This is a genomic window from Shewanella sp. ENK2 (assembly GCF_043568515.1).
Taxonomy (GTDB): Bacteria; Pseudomonadota; Gammaproteobacteria; order Enterobacterales; family Shewanellaceae; genus Shewanella; species Shewanella japonica.
The window spans coordinates 915001-934793 of the sequence record NZ_CP171406.1; the positions used below are offsets into that span (position 1 = coordinate 915001).

At 40.9% G+C, this 19793-nt stretch carries 15 protein-coding genes, 1 tRNA gene and 1 pseudogene; 5 read left to right on the forward strand and 12 right to left on the reverse strand.

The features are described from left to right. Positions 1-596 precede the first annotated feature (596 nt). On the forward strand, positions 597-1046 hold the full coding sequence (locus tag ACGEDC_RS04125) for a DUF4124 domain-containing protein (RefSeq protein ID WP_394496623.1): 450 nt from the start codon (positions 597-599) through the stop codon (positions 1044-1046). 127 nt (positions 1047-1173) lie between these two features. On the opposite strand, the gene ACGEDC_RS04130 is transcribed toward ACGEDC_RS04125, so the two are convergent. The 4 genes from ACGEDC_RS04130 to rluD form a co-directional block, all read right to left on the reverse strand. Continuing rightward, the gene (locus tag ACGEDC_RS04130; protein WP_394496625.1) at positions 1174-1485 is read right to left on the reverse strand and encodes a hypothetical protein; all 312 of its coding nucleotides are present in this window, start codon (positions 1483-1485) and stop codon (positions 1174-1176) included. A 168-nt stretch (positions 1486-1653) separates the two neighbouring features. Next, the gene (gene clpB / locus ACGEDC_RS04135; RefSeq protein WP_055025184.1) at positions 1654-4227 is read right to left on the reverse strand and encodes an ATP-dependent chaperone ClpB; all 2574 of its coding nucleotides are present in this window, start codon (positions 4225-4227) and stop codon (positions 1654-1656) included. Positions 4228-4367: 140 nt separating this feature from the next. Beyond that, positions 4368-5111, reverse strand: a complete 744-nt coding sequence (gene pgeF / locus ACGEDC_RS04140; RefSeq protein WP_394496628.1) for a peptidoglycan editing factor PgeF — start codon at positions 5109-5111, stop codon at positions 4368-4370. Between the two features lie 23 nt (positions 5112-5134). Further along, on the reverse strand, positions 5135-6109 hold the full coding sequence (gene rluD, locus ACGEDC_RS04145) for a 23S rRNA pseudouridine(1911/1915/1917) synthase RluD (protein WP_055025182.1): 975 nt from the start codon (positions 6107-6109) through the stop codon (positions 5135-5137). A 125-nt stretch (positions 6110-6234) separates the two neighbouring features. Between rluD and ACGEDC_RS04150 the strand changes: the two genes are divergently transcribed. Further along, positions 6235-6996 carry an outer membrane protein assembly factor BamD gene (locus ACGEDC_RS04150; protein ID WP_055025181.1) on the forward strand — a complete coding sequence of 254 codons (762 nt, stop codon included), beginning with the start codon at positions 6235-6237 and terminating at the stop codon, positions 6994-6996. Between the two features lie 77 nt (positions 6997-7073). Here the strand turns inward: ACGEDC_RS04150 and ACGEDC_RS04155 are convergent, their stop codons facing one another. From ACGEDC_RS04155 to ACGEDC_RS04170, 4 genes are read right to left on the reverse strand one after another with little or no spacing between them, the layout of a single operon-like run. Further along, complete coding sequence (locus tag ACGEDC_RS04155; RefSeq protein ID WP_394496631.1) at positions 7074-8126, reverse strand: 3-oxoacyl-ACP synthase III family protein; 1053 nt, start codon at positions 8124-8126, stop codon at positions 7074-7076. Further along, the gene (locus ACGEDC_RS04160) at positions 8117-8866 is read right to left on the reverse strand and encodes a hypothetical protein (protein WP_394496633.1); all 750 of its coding nucleotides are present in this window, start codon (positions 8864-8866) and stop codon (positions 8117-8119) included. Before ACGEDC_RS04160 ends, ACGEDC_RS04155 begins: the two co-directional genes overlap by 10 nt. Beyond that, positions 8856-9260, reverse strand: a complete 405-nt coding sequence (locus tag ACGEDC_RS04165) for a hypothetical protein (RefSeq protein ID WP_394496635.1) — start codon at positions 9258-9260, stop codon at positions 8856-8858. The genes ACGEDC_RS04160 and ACGEDC_RS04165 overlap by 11 nt, the downstream gene beginning before the upstream one ends. Further along, positions 9260-11197: an MMPL family transporter gene (locus tag ACGEDC_RS04170; RefSeq protein ID WP_394496637.1), complete on the reverse strand. Its 1938-nt coding sequence runs from the start codon at positions 11195-11197 to the stop codon at positions 9260-9262. Before ACGEDC_RS04170 ends, ACGEDC_RS04165 begins: the two co-directional genes overlap by 1 nt. 367 nt (positions 11198-11564) lie before the next feature. Here ACGEDC_RS04170 and ACGEDC_RS04175 point away from each other — a divergent pair. Continuing rightward, a tRNA-Phe gene (locus ACGEDC_RS04175) sits at positions 11565-11640 on the forward strand. Positions 11641-11931: 291 nt separating this feature from the next. Here ACGEDC_RS04175 and recJ read toward each other — a convergent pair. The 4 genes and pseudogenes from recJ to brnQ form a co-directional block, all read right to left on the reverse strand. Further along, positions 11932-13655 (reverse strand): annotated as a pseudogene (gene recJ, locus ACGEDC_RS04180) (single-stranded-DNA-specific exonuclease RecJ). Positions 13656-13761: 106 nt separating this feature from the next. After that, a complete protein-coding gene (gene dsbC / locus ACGEDC_RS04185; protein ID WP_055025176.1) occupies positions 13762-14490 on the reverse strand; it encodes a bifunctional protein-disulfide isomerase/oxidoreductase DsbC in 729 nt (242 codons plus the stop codon). A gap of 161 nt (positions 14491-14651) precedes the next feature. Continuing rightward, positions 14652-15554, reverse strand: a complete 903-nt coding sequence (gene xerD / locus ACGEDC_RS04190) for a site-specific tyrosine recombinase XerD (RefSeq protein ID WP_394496640.1) — start codon at positions 15552-15554, stop codon at positions 14652-14654. A gap of 136 nt (positions 15555-15690) precedes the next feature. After that, positions 15691-17034, reverse strand: a complete 1344-nt coding sequence (brnQ, locus tag ACGEDC_RS04195) for a branched-chain amino acid transport system II carrier protein (protein WP_372037156.1) — start codon at positions 17032-17034, stop codon at positions 15691-15693. A 439-nt stretch (positions 17035-17473) separates the two neighbouring features. Here brnQ and ACGEDC_RS04200 point away from each other — a divergent pair, with 439 nt between their 5' ends. Beyond that, positions 17474-18217 (forward strand): tRNA1(Val) (adenine(37)-N6)-methyltransferase, encoded by a 744-nt coding sequence (locus ACGEDC_RS04200; protein WP_394496642.1) that lies wholly within the window; start codon positions 17474-17476, stop codon positions 18215-18217. A gap of 105 nt (positions 18218-18322) precedes the next feature. Next, positions 18323-19549 carry an ATP-dependent RNA helicase SrmB gene (srmB, locus tag ACGEDC_RS04205; protein WP_055025172.1) on the forward strand — a complete coding sequence of 409 codons (1227 nt, stop codon included), beginning with the start codon at positions 18323-18325 and terminating at the stop codon, positions 19547-19549. The last annotated feature ends 244 nt before the right edge of the window (positions 19550-19793 follow it).

Below are 19793 nucleotides of genomic sequence, written 5' to 3' on the forward strand. Positions count from 1 at the left end.
TATTGCTATGAACACTCATCGTTACATTGATAATAATTTTGATTGCTGCATTCTTTACGAGAAAGAGTGAGCAATTTCGATTAACTCAACACCTGTGAGTGTCCACACAGATTTACTTGTTTGATTGTTAAAGAGCGTTGACCGTGTTGGTCAGGGATGCGTATTCTACACTTCCCGTTGTCAGCGTCAAGTGTTTTTTCAAACTTCTTTTCGCTGTTGATTTAAGGTGGTTAAAACCGCTTCAAATCAAGCTGACTCAGTGTTGGCTAGTGCCTGTTGCCGTGTCAGTGGATGCGCATTATAGGGAGATTATGAAACCGTGCAAGGGCTTTTTTAAACTTTTATGACAAATGGGGTTTAAGCGTTTATTAATTAACCACCATGATTTAATTATCTTCAATTTTGCAGTTTAAAGGCCTAGTTTGCCTCTTTCTATTACGAAATAGAAAACGGTTTTTATAATCTAGTTCCCTTTCTATAAGGCTATCTTTACGCTTTTATGGTCAAGTATATTGATTTAGCTATTGGTTTTATCAGTCAATTAGCCTATTTTATTTTGATTAAAGGATTTTAGGCTCCACCATCTAGGAATGTTTATGCTTAGTTTACGTTTGCTGTATTTAGTTTCGTTTGTTTGTTTTTCGCAGTCAGCTTTAGCAACTGTTATTTATACTTGGGTAGATAAAGACGGTGTTTCTCATTATAGCCAGCAACCACCAGCAGATGTTGACTCTAAAAAAGTATACAGCGAGGACATTGAGCCCGCTCAAGTCGGTTATGTGCCCGTAAAATCTGCCAGTTCTTCTTCACAGTCTAGTACTAGTGAAATGGATTTAGCTCAAAAAGCTGCATTAATCAAAGAGCGAGATGCTGAACAAGCGGCTTCAATTTGTGAAAGTGCTAAACACAGCTTAAATGTATTAAACACATATCAACACTTACATCGCAAAGATGCTGATACAGGTGAAGAGATAGTCATAACTGAAGAAGAACGCTTGGCTCAAATTGAAAAGAACGAAGAACGTAAGCAGCTTTTTTGTCAATAATATATCAAGTTTATTAGCTGCAATAATAAAAGGAGCCAATGGCTCCTTTTTAATTAACTATTCATGACACCTATTCAAGGTATATATCATCTCTACCTGCTGCACTAGTTCAGTTTACGTGAGCTGGTTATTCAGCTTTACCAACTGTATACATCGATTTAAACGTGCCACTATTACATGTCTCTGTTCCTGACTTCCAACCATTATCAAATGCATCGATGCCATCAAGTGTTTTATCCTTCATGGACTCGAGTGTTTCATTTGATTTCTTTTGTGCTAATGCGCTGGTGCAACCTGTGTTGTAGCCAAAGTGGTATAAGCTATTATATTCAACATTACCGACTTCGATAATTTCACCTTCTTGTTTTTCAGGTGAGCTAGAACATCCGGTTGTAGCTATTGAGAGTAAAGCAAAGCCTAATACGACTGATTTATTCATGTTATATCCTTCTACTTGAAATCAGGTTGCTATTCATAAGGGAACATATTGAAGTTAGTAGATCAATTCACTTGTCGCAAGCTTATGAGTTCAATGGCTACTGTAAAGTTATATTCCAATAAAAAAGGAATGGTATTTACCATTCCTTTTATTACTGTCGCTGACTATTTATTGGGTAAACGTCAGTAGTCCATCGTTGACATCAATCATAATCGGTTTACCTGGGAGTAGTTCACCTTTTAATAAGTGTTGTGCTAATGGGTTTTCAATTTCTTGTTGCAGTGCTCGTTTAAGCGGTCTTGCACCATACGTTGGATCAAAGCCAGCTTCGGCAATTAACGCCAATGCATTTTTAGAGATTTCCATGGTGAAATCCTTTTCAGCCAAGCGTTGTTTCAAGTTCTGCAACTGTATCTCTGCAATATGCGCTATATGCTCTGCAGCTAACGGATGGAATACCACGGTCTCATCAATACGGTTTAAAAACTCTGGTCTAAAGCTCTGCGTCACCACATTCATTACGGCCGATTTCATCTGCATATAGTCTTGAGAGGCAGAACCTTCCTGAATAATGTCAGAACCCAAATTAGACGTCATGATGATAACGGTATTTCTAAAATCAACAGTACGGCCTTGGCCATCCGTTAAGCGACCATCATCTAGCACTTGCAGCAAAATGTTGAATACATCAGGGTGCGCTTTTTCTACTTCATCTAACAAGATGACGGAGTAGGGTTTACGGCGAACAGCCTCAGTTAAGTATCCACCTTCTTCGTACCCCACGTAGCCAGGAGGTGCGCCGACTAATCTTGATACAGTGTGCTTTTCCATAAACTCTGACATATCGATGCGAACCATTGCTGATTCGGTATCAAATAAGAAGTTAGCTAATGATTTACACAGTTCAGTTTTACCTACACCGGTTGGCCCTAAGAATAGGAATGAACCAATTGGGCGATTCGGATCGGCAAGTCCAGCTCGGCTACGTCTTATTGCATTTGATACCGCTTCTACAGCTTCATTTTGACCTATCACTCGCTGATGTAGTGCATCTTCCATTTGTAGTAACTTATCACGCTCACCTTCTAGCATCTTAGAAACAGGTATTCCTGTTGCCTTTGAAAGTACTTCGGCGATTTCTATATCTGTGACCTTGTTACGCAATAACGTCATATCTTGCATTTCTGCTTGCGAAGCCAAATCGAGCTGCTTTTCTAACTCAGGAATACGGCCGTATTGTAATTCTGACATGCGAGTTAAATCTCCCGCACGTTTTGCTACTTCCATATCCATTCTTGATTGTTCGAGATCGGCTTTAATATGCTGAGTTCCGGCCAATGCCGCTTTCTCGGTATGCCAAATTTCATTCAGTTCGCTGGCTTTTTCTTCAACTTGCTTCAGCTCAACTTGTAAATGCGTTAATCGTTTACGACTTGCTTCATCTTCTTCTTTGGCAAGTGCTTGCTCTTCAAGCTTAAGCTGGATAGCACGGCGATCTAATCTGTCTAACGCTTCAGGTTTTGAATCTATTTGCATTCTGATACTTGATGCCGCTTCATCGATCAAGTCGATAGCTTTATCTGGTAGCTTTCTATCAGAGATATAACGATGCGACATACTTGCGGCGGCAACAATGGCAGGATCGGTTATCTCTACATGGTGATGTAATTCATAACGCTCTTTTAATCCACGTAAAATTGCAATGGTATCTTCAACGTTAGGCTCTTCCACCAGCACTTTTTGAAAACGACGTTCAAGTGCTGCATCTTTTTCAATATATTGGCGGTACTCATCTAACGTTGTTGCACCAACACAATGTAAATCACCACGAGCAAGTGCAGGTTTTAACATGTTACCTGCATCCATTGCTCCTTCGCCTTTACCTGCACCAACCATGGTATGCAGCTCATCGATGAACAAAATGACTTGGCCTTCTTCTTGAGCTAACTCATTTAATACCGCTTTTAATCGCTCTTCAAACTCACCACGATATTTAGCACCAGCAATTAACGCGCCCATATCTAATGACAGTACACGCTTATTCTTAATGCCTTCAGGAACTTCACCATTAACAATTCGTTGAGCTAAACCTTCAACAATGGCGGTTTTACCGACGCCTGGCTCACCAATGAGCACTGGGTTATTTTTACTACGACGCTGTAACACTTGAATTGTGCGACGAATTTCTTCATCACGACCAATCACGGGATCGAGTTTGCCTTGCTCGGCACGCTCAGTAAGATCCACTGTATATTTATTTAAAGCTTGGCGTTGATCTTCCGCATTAGGATCATCAACTTTTTGTCCACCACGAATTTGTTCAATGGTGGTTTCCAATAACTCTTTACTGGCACCTGCATCTTTCAAGCACTTGGTTAACGCATCACTTCCTTCAAGCGCGGCCATCACAAATAGTTCAGATGAGATATATTTGTCTTTACGTTTTTGAGCTAGCTTGTCACAAAGATTAAGTAAACGAATTAAGCCCTGAGATAACTGAACATCTCCCCCAGTACCTTCCACTTGTGGCAATTTTTCTAACTCTTGGCTCAAAGAAGAACGCAGCGCACTAACATTTATACCCGCTTGCGTTAGTAAAGGGTGAATTGAGCCAGAATCTTGGTTTAATAACGCCATCATCAAATGAGTAGGTTCAATGAACTGATGATCACGCCCTAATGCTAATGATTGCGCATCTGAAATAGCGATTTGAAATTTGTTGGTCATACGATCAAGTCTCATACGTCCTCCTAATCAATTTAATAAAAACGAAAGATTTGATAATTAAAATATGGGGATGTTTATGAAATTTTCAATCGTGGGAATAAAATTCTGCAGATTAGTGTTAGATTAATTGATTAAGATCAAATCGATAAAATAGATTAAGATTTTAACCAAATAAAAGAAGCCATTCGTCCTGTTTGTTGATCTCGGCGGTAGGAGAAATAATCAGGGTTAGTAAAAGTACACATATTTGCACTATAAATGTGTTTTATTCCTTGTTTAGATAAACGCATGGTTGCAAGCCCACATAAATCAGCTAAGTATTTCACGCCATGTGGTTTAAACCATTGCTTAGCTTCAATATCTTGTTCAACAAATTGTTGTTTTACCTCTGCGCCCACTTCAAAAGCATTTGGACCAATTGCTGGTCCCAAATAAGCAATAATGTCACAGACTTCTGCATTAAAGCGTTTTATTGCAGACTCGATAACCCCATCACACAATCCACGCCACCCTGCATGCACAGCAGCAATTTCAGTTCCTGCTTTATTACATAGCAACACAGGCAAACAGTCGGCGGTCATGACGGCTAATGCCACTTTGGCATGATCAACATAGCTTCCGTCAGCTTTAGGAGGAATAGACTGAGGTGAAATATTGGCAGGACTTACTGTTGAGTAATCGATAATAGTAGTGCCATGAACTTGATCTAACCAAGTGACTGGCACATTAATCGCTAAGGTTTGCTGAATTAAAGCTCTATTAGCCAAGACATCTTGAGGGGCATCGCCTACATGTAAGCCTAAATTTAAGCTATCAAAAGGCGATTGACTTACACCGCCATGACGGTCTGTCATGGCGATGCCGATATTGTCAGGTATTAGCCAATTTACGTGATACACGCTATCCCCTTCGCAGCGAATACTTATAAATACTCGATTGGGTTTTCTTCAGTATCTTGACGTAACGCTCTGGTCAGCATTTGCATATCTTCAGGGATAGGCGCTTGCCATGACATGATTTCATGGGTAAATGGATGAGCAAGCTCCAAACGTACTGCATGTAGCGCTTGACGTTCAAAGTTTTTCAAAATATCAAAAAACTCTGGGCTAGCTTTTTTAGGCGGACGTGGGCGACCACCGTATACAGGATCGCCAACCAACACGTGACCTATGTATGACATGTGAACACGAATTTGGTGAGTACGCCCCGTTTCTAAGCGCAATCTTAAACGCGTATGAGCACGGAATTTTTCAGCAACACGATAATGAGTAACAGAAGGACGACCGCCCATGACAACTGCCATTTGTGTACGGCGCGTTTCATGACGATCAATCGGTTCGTCTACTGTTCCGCCAGCGGTCATCATCCCAATCACAATCGCTTCGTATTCACGTACAATATCGCGCGCCTGAAGTGCTGCAACTAAATGGGTTTGTGCTTCAACCGTTTTAGCAACCACCATTAAACCAGTGGTGTCTTTATCTAAACGATGCACAATACCAGCACGAGGAACATGTTCAATCTCAGGACAATGATGTAATAGCGCATTTAACAATGTGCCATCAGCATTACCAGCACCAGGGTGAACAACCAAGCCAGCTTGCTTATTTACCACTAAAATATGATCGTCTTCGTAGACAATATTTAGGTCAATTTTTTGTGCTTTGTCTTTTACTTCTTCTTCGAGCGTTGCTTCTACCGCAATTAACTGCGATTCTAGTACTTTCTCACGAGGCTTATCGACAACAACGCCATCGACTGAAACTGCACCAGATAGGATCCATTCTTTGATGCGTGTACGGGAATAATCAGGGAACAATTCAGCCAAAGCTTGGTCTAATCTTAAACCGGTTTGGATTGCTGTGATCTCGCTTTTTAGGTTAATCTCTTGTGTCATAGGAACCGTACCCCTTTTTTGGGGTCCAAAGTGAATGTGCTATCTGTTACAATCGGATTGTTTTCTATTTTACAGTGAAATGGAAAAATTCTTAACAACAACTTATAAAAGAATTGAATTTACATATGTATAAATTAGCCAAAGGCGCCGCCCTAGTATTGTTTTCATTAGCTTTAACAGCATGTAGTACCTCTAAAGGTTTTGAAGATGAAGACCTCAGTGGCAAGTCTCCAGAGGGACTTTATGCTCAATCTAGAACCTCAATGGAGCTAGGAAACTACTCTAAAGCAGTTAGAACACTTGAAGCATTAGACTCTCGTTACCCATTTGGCCCACATAAAACTCAAGTTCAATTGGACATGATTTTTGCTTATTACAAAATGGACGACGTCGCATCAGGTATTGCAAATATCGATCGTTTTATTCGTTTAAACCCAACGCATCCAGATATTGATTATGTCTATTATATGCGTGGTTTAACTAATATGCAGGCAGATAATTACCTATTTCACGATATGATGAATATCGATCGTACTGATCGTGACCCTAAAAATGCACAAGACGCCTTTAAAGATTTTGATCGTTTAATCAAAAGCTATCCAAACAGTAAGTATACGGCTGATGCTCAGCAACGTATGCAATACCTTAAAAATCGTTTAGCACAATACTCGATTAAAGTGGCCGAGTATTATATCAAAATGGAAGCATGGAGTGCAGCAGCTGTTCGTGCACAATCTGTGATGGAGCAGTTCCCTGGCACACCAGCAACAGAGCAAGCTTTAGAAATTATGGCGCAAGCTTATGGTGAATTAGGCCAAGAGCAACTTCAACAGAATACATTAACGGTTATCGCTGCTAACTATCCAGATAGTGACTTACTCAAATAACAGTCAAGAATCATATTGCTGATTCTACGTTAATATAAAAAGCCTGCGATATATCGCAGGCTTTTTTGTTTTGATGATTACACATGATGATAAACAAAACCGCCATAAAGGTATTTAGTGGCTTCGGCACCGAGTACCGCCACCTTGTCACCTGCTTTTAATCGTCCTGAATGAATCAACCTCGATAAACTGACCCAAATAGCGGCTGAACCTAAATTACCAAGATTCTTGGCGTCATTGATCACTCGCTCTGGTGAAATACCTAATGCTTTTGCCATAAGCACATCAATATGTCCATTGGCCTGATGAGGCAAAATATATGCAAAATCATCTAGCTGATAGCCTCGGCTTTGCAGTGCTTGCCAACCTAACTCAAACAACTGACTACCTTGCTCTCGTACAGCTTGGGTGTTGTGATGGAATCGAGCCATTTGTTTTGTCCCGACATCTTTAGCCCTGCCATCAAGATAAAAACCTGGAGGTTTTTGATGTCCAATTTGACCTAAATAAATATCAGATATTTTGGCAGCCTGTTCATCTTGAGGCCCTAGTACTACTGCAGCTGCACCATCCCCCATTTGTACATAATTAACCAATTGTTCGGTATCGATAAAGTCGTTATCCATATCAAAATAAACCGAACCTGTTTCTACCCCTACTATTGAAACGGGTTGCTGATTAACAGCGCAAAAAGCCGACGCAATTTGTAATCCGTTGGCAAATCCCGTACAAGCCTGTCTAAGTTCTAAATAGGGACCATGAAATGCCATTGCATCTGCAAGCCATGCTGCATTAGGAGGGACTTGTGTATGAGGTGTGCATGTGTGGCTGAGTAAATAATCTAACGCTTCAATATCAAGGTTTGCATTCACTAAAGCTTGAGTCAGTACTTGCTGACTAAGCTCAATACTCGAAGGAGATGTTGAACTGGTTGGAGTCGATAGATCTCTGACTAAATGGCGCCCCTCAATACCCAAACGCTTCGCAATGGTTTTAGCTTTTCGCACTGCAAGTCTCCCGCACTGTTGAGACAAGGCATTTAGTAGCGCTTCATTATTGATATTTGCATTAGGCAATTGATGAGAAATGCCTAATAGTGATAGGTCATGCTTCGCAAATTTTACTGCCATTTTTCCTCCAATTTATGTTGGATAGCATCTAAGCAAATCCCCATATTTTCAAATGAGTGATGTTGGCTGGTGAGTAATTGAAAAAGCTCATGTGTGATTAAGGATTGTTGCTGATAAAAGTCGTCATTTGTCGCCCCTAATTCGATGGCATGATGACGGCTAATGTATACATGCTTGGCTTCGTCTTTTTTAATCAAGCCACATAACACACTAAAAGGGTGCTCTCCTCCAAGTTTGCTGGTTTCAAATGCTTGCATAATTTGGGTGACACATGTATCTAAAATAGCAATACGAACAAAGTGTTGACTGTACTCATTTACTCGACCTAAACCGCTATAAAACCTTTTTGCCAACCGTTGGACTTGGCGGGTATCTTCTATGTATGGAAGCTTATCCGATACTGTTTGTAAGGCTATATCGTGACGACACTCGTCAGACTCGACTTCCATTAGTGAAGTCACTATCTTGCTATTCCTTTGTGATGTCTCTGCTGATAATTTTTTATCTAAGTCTTGAACATGTAATCTAATAATTTCTTGATTAAAGACCAACTGAGCCGACTGTTCACCACACAGTAATAGGGGTAATAAACGTGCCATTGATTCCGTTTGGTTATCAGAAAATACAAGTGGGGTTTGAGCCTGAAGATTTATCCAATCTTGAAGCCTAAGTGCATTATTACCTTGAGTAACCTTTGGCAAAGCTTGCTTGCCAAAACAACGTTTAATCTTAATTGTCATTAATGCTTTGTCTCCGCAGTTGATAAATAACAGGCAATACGAAAACATCAAAGATCCATGCCAATAGAATCACCATACAAGACAACAAACTTAGCTGTGCAATAGGCGCAAAATCTGACGCTAATCCAATGCCAAAACCCAGTACTAAAGTTAAACTGGTAAAACAAATCACCGGAATAACGCCAGCATAATGCGTCCAAAATAATTGCAGATAAGTTGCACGACTTTCGATATCAGATGTTTGTGGCTCAGGTAACTTCAACAGTAAATGCAAAGTATCATCAACAATAACCCCAAGCATGATGCCTAATACGACCGCACTACCAATACTGATATACCCACCAACCAGTTGCCAAATAGCGAACACCCAAAGCAAGGGCAAAAAGTTAACCATTAACCCCACCAAAGCAAAGTATGGGCTTTTTTCAAAAAGCCTAACACTAGGCTTAGGGCCACTAACGCAATACCAAATGACCACAACATACTGTTTGCGTTATGAATGGATAAATGAGCGAACAATAAACTACTGCCTAATGCTGGGCTTACTGATAAAGCGGTTTGATTTGCAGCAAGCCATGCAGTTGTTTTGGCTTCGAACGCTAACATTTGCTGCGCAGTGAGAGAGGTTAAATAAACGGTGATTAAACTCGATTGATATTGTGATGAGATTTCTGCTTCAAGCCCGATATCGCTGACGCTATGTTGTGTCATGATCCGTTTAAGTTGACTTTGCGATAATCCGGCACTTTTTACCCAATCACCAATATGGGTGACATGGTTAACTTCTGGCTGTTGTTGCAAAAAGCGAGTAAATTGGAATAAAAAGCCCAGATATTGCTTGTCATACATAGGGACAGAACCAGTCCCCACCTCAAAATACAATGGATTTATGCCAAAAAAATCTTGCTGCATAGTGAGTTTAGATTGAGTAAAGGGGTTATCGTCAGGAAAGTAATTAAGCGGATCATCATTAAGCTCAAGTTTACTGGCACTTAATAAGGCCAATACTGAAACGAGTCCTACCACTATGAGAATTGACTTTGGCAATAACGCCGCTCGTTTTGCTAGCGTCACTACTGGATTAACAAAGACACGTAACTTGCCATCAGAATAGTTCTGATTAGCCTTACTCACGATAGTCACCAATAAACTGTGACAAAGTAGATAATGGCAAGCCACGGCAATGGCCACTAATATCCCAAAAACTTGTATCGGTGGTGAAGGACTAAAAGCGAGTAAACCAAAACCTAATATGGTCGTCAGTGTTGCGTACAGTAGGGGTTGTTTATTATGTGAGAAGCTAAAAATTAGCGGATTATTGTCACCCGCTTTTATTCCTGCTTGCCAGCCTAGGTATAAATGTGCGGAGTAAGCCAGAGATAAGGTAATAATTATCACCGGTATAAATGCACTTATCGCTGCAATAGTAAGATTAAACCAACCTGCGACTCCAAGTACTATAGCTAAGGTCACTGCACAGTTAAGTACGATAGCAAAAAGCCATAATCTAGCTTGAATAAAAAATAATGCCATTAGACCGATAATGACAAATAGGCTGGGTGCAAACCAACTTAGGTCATGGCGTAACACCTTGGCATATTGCCAATTGAGCGCCTGTTCACCTGACAACAAAACCTTCACAGCACTTTGAGCTTCATTAAATTTAGGCACAAGGCTCGCTGCCGCAGCCTTTGCTGACCAAAATGACTCAGAGATACCTTGCAAACGATCAATACTATCCAAGCGCCACAGCGCCTCTGTTGAATATTGCTGCATATCGTTTTGACCAAACTCAATACTCAAGATAATAGCTTTACCATTGTCAGATAACACCAAAGGTAAGCGAGGATGTTGTTTATAACTTAAAAGCAGGCTACCGCTTATTGATTGATTTTGACTTGAAGATTGCGAGTGAGTTAATGATTGAGTGAGTGATTGAGTGAGCGCTTGCTTCTGCCCCGTAACCACAGAAGACTCGTTTACAAGTGGCAGATGTTCAATAAATGCAGCATAACCCCCTATCGCGCTGATATGCTGATCAGATTGTAAATATTCAATAAAATCAAGTAATCGAGTTTGCTGCTCAGGTTGTCGCCAGTCTTGCTCATTTTCCAATAAAAGCAGTAAACCATCTTCACGGACAAATGTTTGCTGAAGTTGATTTAGTCCAACAAATCCTGCGTCATCATGGGCAAAATAGTCGTTAAAATTAACATCAAGATCAATCTTCGTTGCCCCAATGATACTGAGCAGCACCAATAGCAATACGGTAGCCCACACCCCAAAAGAGTATTTTTGCGAGCCAGCGATTAATGACAATTGCCAATTCAAATGACTATTTCCTCATACTGCTTTTAAGTTTTCTATTCAGTTATCTTAATAGACCTTATAACCTTGTTTTATTGTTCAGCAAGTTACAAAAAAGTTAATAGTTAATGCGATAAACTGATATTTCCAAACATGCTAGCAGGAGTATTCAGCACCAATCCCTTAACGCTAGTCAGCATAAAGCCTCGATACTCTCCCCAATGAACCCATACGTAGCGTTTTTCGGATAGACTTATTCATAGCTGCTTTATTAACAAATAGCTTATGATTTAGGCCTTTTGTGGAAAACTTGCTCAAACAAGCTAAAAAAAACAGTTATCAATAAAAAAAGTTGACTCCAGACCGCAAAAAACGTTTAATTGCGTCCGTCGCCCGAATAGCTCAGTCGGTAGAGCAGAGGATTGAAAATCCTCGTGTCCCTGGTTCGATTCCGGGTTCGGGCACCATATTTAGATTTGGTGGCGAAAGCGACCAAATAACAAAAAGGCCTCGCAATGCGAGGCTTTTTTGTATCTGTTATTAATTGCAGTAAAACTGACAACTACCCTCGCCGGCTTTAGTCATAATAACCCTAGGCAACCATTAAGCAGCCTACAGTTTGATGATGAGTGAGTTAATCATCTACTCACCTAACACTTTAGGTGCGTGAAACAAGCTCGTCTTTGTTGAGATTCTATGTTAGCGAATTACCTGTTAGAAACGTCTTGTTAGAGTGCTTCTTAATAACTGGTTGTTGGCTATGCAGGTTCAATATAATCAACCAACATCTGCACAGTTTGGTTTCCCCTAAACTCATTTACATCCAGTTTATACGCGACCCTGGCGTGCTTAATTGTGGCGTCAGGCCAAGTTTGTAAATCAACATTGAATGCAATAGCATCCATCATTACTGAGCCGCAGTCGGTTTCTAACACCAATTTTAAATGTTTCTCTCCCACGATACGTTGTTGAATCACGCTGAAATAACCATCAAATAATGGCTCTTCAAAAGACTGTCCCCAAGGACCAGATTCACGTAGTAAGAAAGCCGTTTCTAGGTTCATCAACGCTATCGGCAACTCACCATCAGATAAGATCTCACCCGTTAACTGTTCAGGCTTTAACAATTCACGTACGGCTTTGTCGTATGCTGACTGAAATAATTCAAATGCATCAGCACGTAGTGATAACCCCGCCGCCATCGCATGACCACCAAACTTGATAATCATCCCAGGGTGGCGGCTATTAATAAGCTCTAACAGGTCCCGCATATGCAAGCCTTTTATTGAACGTGCAGAGCCTTTAATTTCACCCTCACCAGCATCAGCAAATGCAATCACAGGGCGATGATATTTATCTTTGATTCTTGAAGCTAAAATACCAATCACACCTTGATGCCAGTCATCCTGAAACAAAGCAAGTCCCCAAGGTAAATCTGATTCATCAAGGCTTAATGTTTGCAGACTTTTTAACGCTTCTTGTTGCATTCCCGCTTCAAGCTCGCGACGCTCACCATTTAAGCCATCAAGCTCATCAGCCATTCGCCTTGCTAACATCATGTCTTCACATAACAATGTCTCAACACCCAGCGCCATCTCATCTAAACGACCGGCAGCGTTTAATCTTGGCCCGACAGCAAATCCAAAATCTGATGCAACAATACGTTGTGGGCTTCTTTTGCAACTTCCAGTAATGCTGTAATGCCAACACGACAACGCCCCGTCTTAACTCGTTGTAAACCCGCTTGCACCAAAATACGATTGTTACTGTCAAGCGACACCACATCGGCAACCGTGCCCAAAGCAACAATATCAAGTAAGGAACCAAGGTTAGGCTCGGCAATGTGTTGCTGCTGATACCAGTCTCTTTGGCGCAGCTCTTTTCTAAGCACTGACATCAAATAAAACGCAACACCAACACCAGCAATAGACTTACTGGCAAATTCACAACCGTTTTGGTTAGGATTAACTATCGCATCTGCATCGGGGAGGGTTTGTCCAGGTAAATGGTGATCAGTTACAACCACCTGCATACCTAATTGTTTAGCGGCTGCAACACCTTCAATGGATGAGATGCCGTTATCGACTGTAATCAATAACTCCGCCCCTTTAGACTGAGCAACGGCAACAATTTCAGGACTTAATCCATAACCATAATCAAAGCGATTTGGAATAAGGTAGTCAACATGCTTGGCTCCCATCATTCTTAATGCAATCAAACACACACTGGTCGAGGTTGCGCCATCAGCATCAAAATCTCCCACTATCAAAATCGACTTATCAGCAGCTATCGCATCAGCAATAATCTTCGCCGCGATGTCAATGCCGAGCATGGTTTCAGGTCTAAGTAACTTCGACAAACTCAGTTCGCAGCCAGCTAAATCGACTCCACGTCGAGCATATAACTGTTTTAGTAATGGATGCATAGATTGCGGTAAATGACTGTCATCTACCTGAGTTCGGCGAACAATTTTGTGGGCCACAAACACACCTTATTTTAGTGGAGTAATTGACACGTTAAGATAACAAAAAAGGCGAGCCAATGGCTCACCTTTTTCGGTTAAAACGATTATTCTGAACCTGTCGGTATTAGAGATTAGTTTTAATGGTATTTAATAATGCTGACGGTGGTTGGTAACCCGGCACTAACACCCCGTTTTCTAAAACGATTGCAGGTGTTCCATTGATACCAAATGCTTGACCGAGGCGGTATTGCTCCTCAATGTTTGCATCGCAGCTTGCAGCTTTTACATTGCCACCCGTTTTAGCATCAGTCATAGCTTGTAGCGGATCTTTAGCACACCATACCGCTTCCATTTCTTGGGCATTTGCTGACGGAATACCAGCACGAGGGTAAGCTAAATAACGAACTGTAATGCCTAAATCGTTATAACCGTCCATTTCTTGGTGTAACTTACGACAGTAACCACAATCCACATCAGTAAAGATGGTTACGACATGTTTTTCATTTTTCGCTTTGTACACCAACATGTCGTCTTCAAAAGGCTTGAGCATATCAACACGAGGGCCCGCTAATGCAGCCTCAGTTAAGTTTTGCATGCCATTCTTTAAATCATACATATTGCCATGTAGTAACTTAGTGCCATCTGGAGAAACGTACAAAATGCCACGGTCAGTCAAGGCTTGATACAATCCGTCAATCGGTGATGATTGAATTTTCAATACATTAACGCCAAGCACATCAGAAACCTGCTGTTTCAGCTCTGCTTCATTGGGAATATCTGAGGCTGATGCGGCATGTAATAGTGGCGCAACAGCAAGGGTCATAGCAAAAGAGAATGCTTTTGTTAACTTCATTAAAAAATCCTATTTGATAAAACTGATGAGTCAGCTAATTACATAGACCAGAGTTTGACGGCAAAAGTTACAGAGAATGTCATATTAAAGCAACTATATCCCGCTCATTGCTGGCGATATGTATCAATTTTTATGTAACAAGAGACATCATGCACAACGCATTAGCCCCTTGGATGATGCTCACTATGTAACTGCTGTAGTCGAGCCTTGGCAACGTGGGTGTATATTTGCGTGGTAGATAAGTCGCTGTGTCCTAATAACAGCTGAACGACTCGTAAGTCAGCGCCATGATTGAGTAAATGGGTAGCAAATGCATGCCTTAGGGTATGCGGAGATAAATGACTATTGATGCCAGCTCGCACTGCATAACATTTAATACGATGCCAAAAAGTCTGTCTTGTCATCATTTGTCCACGTTTGGAAGGAAACAAAACATCGCTTTGTTTATTGTTCAGTAACGTAGGGCGTGCAGCTAACAAATACTGCTCTATTTCGGAAATGGCTAATTCACCAAGCGGCACTAAACGTTCTTTGCCGCCCTTACCGACAATACGCACTAAACCTTGTCTAAGGCTAATTTGCTCTAAGGTTAAGCTGACCAGTTCAGTAACCCGAAGGCCTGTGGCATACAATAACTCCAGCATGGCTTTATCACGGCACTCTATTGGGTCGTCAATATCGGGCTCTGCGAGTAAAGCATCTATTTGGGTTTCGCTTAATGCATCAGGTAATTTACGCGCTAACTTAGGTGACTCAATTAAGCTAGTTGGGTCGATATCAATCAGTTGTTTTACTATCAAATAACCATAAAATCGCCGTAAACTGCTCAGCAATCTTGCCGTTGAGGTTTTAGCAAAATTTTCTGCCACTCGATAAGCTAAATAATCTCGAATCACTAACTGATCAACATTAATGAGTCGATATTGCTGACTCAACACATATCGCTCAAAATGACGTAAGTCAGTTCGATAAGAGCTTAACGTGTTATCACTTAACCCTTTAGCCGACCAAAGGTCATCTAAAAATGCATCAATAAGGGGATCTGCTTGGTAATTATCAGTCACAAAAATTCCTAAAAAAACGGCGCCACTTCACCTGAAGTAACGCCGCTCTAGTGTAACTAAATTTAGTTTACAAAGACAAAACTAAGCTCATAGGGATCATCTAATCATCACCATAAAGATTTGTCTATCATCTTTATTAGCTTGTTGCTGCCGTTGCGTTTTTCGCTGGGACAAATAAACACGCAACCATGGCAATACCAACTGGCAGTAACCAAGCCATACCTTCGCTATGCAGTGGCATAAAGCTTAAAAAGTCAGTGTTCATTCCTGCCGCTTTTAAACCGTCGAAAATACCAAAGAATAGTGCAACGGATAACACAAGACGATGCGAAAATTCTGGGCGAGCAAAACGTTCAGTTAAAAAGGTGATTGCCACTAATGCAATTGCCACAGGGTAGATGGTCATCAACACAGGAATACTGATGTTAATTAGCTGAGTGAGTCCCACGTTCGCAACGGTTGCACATACAACACTGAAAAAGATAACGAAAGATTTGTAAGACACTTTAGGCATGAGTTCGTTAAAGTATTCAGAACACGCTGTAATTAGACCAACTGCAGTGGTTAAACAAGCGATACTGACTACCGCTGCTAATAATACTGTACCCATAGTGCCAAACTCATGGGTCACATAATTTGTCAGAATTTGGCCACCGTTTTCAGCTCCTTTAGCAATATCACCCGCTGTAGCACCTAAATAAAATAGTGAAATATACACAAACGCTAACCCTGATGCTGCAATAATAGCTGCACGCACAAGATAACGAGTCTGGGCTTTAGATTCTGTTACACCTTTCTTACGTAAAATATCAATAATCAACATACCAAAGATCACTGAGGCAAGTGTATCCATGGTGTTGTAACCTTCTAAAATGCCTTTAGAAAGTGGACTGTCAATATAGTCACCAGTAGCAGCACCGATCGCAGCGCTTGGCGTGGCAATCACTGAAACGGCTAAACCAACAAGTAAAAAGATTAAGATTGGGGTTAACACTTTACCGACGCTATCGAGTAATTTACCAGGGTAAAGTGATAGCACCATTGCGATGACAAAAAAGGCTACAGTATAAAGCAACTGCGCTTTGTTCAGTGTCAATGCACCTAGCTGGATCATCGCATCGGCATTATCTAAAAATGGGCGAGCACCAATTTCAAATGCAACTAAACCTGTGCGGGGAGCGGCAAACGCAGGGCCAATGATAATGTAAATTGAGACAGCAAGTGCTGTAGCAGCAAAAGCAGGTAACATCGCCATGACTTTACCATTCGCTTTAGCGACAGCGATAAGACCTGCTAGAGGTAAACCTACAGCAGTGACCAGAAACCCAATCATCGCTAGCGTCATATTCTCGCCAGCTAACATGCCTGCAAAAGGTGGAAAAATTAAGTTACCTGCACCTAAGAAAAATGCGAATGTCATAAAGCCTAAGCCTAATGTATCGCCAATACTCATATTATTGTTTTGCACTAAACGCCCCATCTTGTTGTTTTGTTTTTTAACAAACTTAAGTGATTCACTGCTAATTAGCTACTGCTAATCAAAAACGACCTGTAAGAATGTAAACTTATAAATACACTTCATCTCATTAAAAACTACTCACAAATGGTTATAAAAAAGCCATTTTTCAATTTTTCGAATACCCATTTGTGAGTCGTATTTCATTTTTTGCCATTTAAACTCGTTAAACACGACTAAACGGGTAGGAACTAATAGCAAAACATCTATCGATAAACAAGCGCAAACCCAGCAGAATAGTAAATTAGCTGTTATCAGAAACGAAGCGTAAAGCCCACAAAACATTCCCGCTACAGAGCAACCACATCAAGCTAAAAGCACAACAAAAAAGCAACACCAATAAAATTGGGAAAAAACCGTAAAACCGTTACCATAAGCCGTCAGCCATATAAGCGAAGTATTCATGCCTTTTACATTTAAACAGTTTCATATTGATGATAGTCATTGTGGTATGCCCGTTAGCACAGATGGGGTCATATTAGGCGCTTGGGCTGCATTGTCTGATACGCAAAAAATACCTGCAGCACAACTATTAGATATTGGTGCAGGGAGTGGCTTGCTCAGCTTAATGCTCGCTCAGCGCATGAATAACCAAGATTGTAAAATCATCGCGGTAGAGTTAGAAGATGGCGCTGCTGTTGATTGCCAGCAAAACTTTAGTCAAAGCCCTTGGTCAGAGCAGCTTTCGTTACATCACATGAGTATCCAGCAATTTTTGCTTGAACATCAGCAAAAGCGCTGCGCTCTGTTCCATACAATTATTTGTAATCCTCCTTACTTTGAACATGGACCTCAATCAGACTCAAGTCAGCGTGCTACAGCAAGGCACACAAACCAGCTCAGTTTTAAAACCTTGCTCAACCATATTCAACAATTAATGACACCATCTGGACAAGCGAGCTTGATTATTCCTCAGCAAAGCGAGGCTGGTTTTATGCAAGCGTTAGATGACACGCAACTGTCGCTGTCAAAGCGAACGAGTATTCGCACCGTTGAAAACAAAAATCCTAGCCGAATTTTATTGCAACTTAGCCACCAAGCTAGTTTCCATCGCTTAATTCACTCTGATTTGATTATTGCGGATAAACAAGGTCAGTACACTCCAGAGATGAGCCAGCTGTGTCGCGACTTTTATCTGAAACTTTAACGAGAGTTTCATCATATAAAAGTCATTTAAAACCGATTCCTTGCTCGCTGAGATCCAGAACTTAGGTTATAATGTCCGGCTATCAATCAGTGAGACCCAAAGCGCATGCTATTTGAAGATTTTGATCTAGACCCACGCCTATTAGACTCTCTAAAGGCTATGGGACATTTAAGCCCTACTACCGTTCAACAACAAACATTGCCAATGGCGATGGAACAACGGGATATTTTAGCTAAAGCGCCTACAGGTACAGGTAAAACGGCAAGCTTTTTATTGCCGGCATTACAACACTTGATTGACTTTCCTCGCCGCTTTAACGGTCAAGCTAGAATTTTAATTCTGACGCCTACTCGAGAGCTGGCCAGCCAAATTCATCGTTATGCGTCTCATTTAGCGACCGATCTTGATTTAGATATCGGTATTATTACCGGCGGCGTACCTTACGGTCCTCAAGAAGAGCAACTTGAAGAGAATATCGATCTATTAATTGCGACGCCTGGTCGCTTGATGGAATATTTAGATAAAGGTCAATTCGAAGCGACAGAAGTTGAAATGCTCATCATTGATGAAGCTGACCGTATGCTTGATATGGGCTTTTCATCAGTGGTTGAAACCATTGCTATTGAAGCGCAGGGCCGCAAGCAAAACATGCTGTTCTCCGCCACGCTTGAAGGCAGTGGTGTTGCTCGTTTTGCACATGTTTTACTTGAAGATCCTGTTACCATTGATGTTGATTCCCCCCGCAGTGAAAAAGCGAAAATTCATCAATGGATACATTTAGCGGATAACAACGCCCATAAGTTTGCCTTGTTGTGTAATTTGCTCCAACAAGAGTCTGTAAAGCGCACCATCGTATTTGTTAAAACCCGTGAAGTTGTTGCTAGCTTAGAAGGCTTGCTATTAAAAGCAGGTATCCCTTGCGCTTTCTTACGTGGTGATATGGAACAAAAGAAACGTTTCCAAGCGTTAAGTAAGTTCAGTAAAGGTGACGTGAATATTCTTCTTGCGACTGACGTTGCAGCACGGGGAATCGATATTGACGGTATCACTCATGTAATTAACTTCGATATGCCTCGCTCTGCTGATGCTTACGTACACCGAATTGGTCGTACAGCACGTGCAGGCGCAAAAGGTACAGCTATTTCGTTAGTTGAAGCCCACGACATGCGTATTGTGAGTAAAATTGAACGTTATATCGAACAACCGTTAAAACGTCGCTTTATTGATGGCTTAAGACCTACCCATAAAGAGGCCAAAGTACCAGGAAAGAAAAAAGACAAAAATAAGTCTGCAGCGAAGAAATCTAAAAAGCCTAAAAAGAAGAAAAAATAAATTTTAATTAACGAAGCCTTAATGCTAAAGCCCTGAATATTTTCTATATTCAGGGCTTTTTTATGGCAAAAAATCCATTTGATAGCGCATTAAACTAGCCTCAAAGTGAAATAAACTTTATGAAACATTTAATTTACATCTAACACTTTTTCTCTACTGGTAACTCTGTTAATTTAGAGCCTATAGCACTCTAATAACTCATAAAAATCTCTTTTTAAAATGACTGTTCGAGATTGAGTTATAT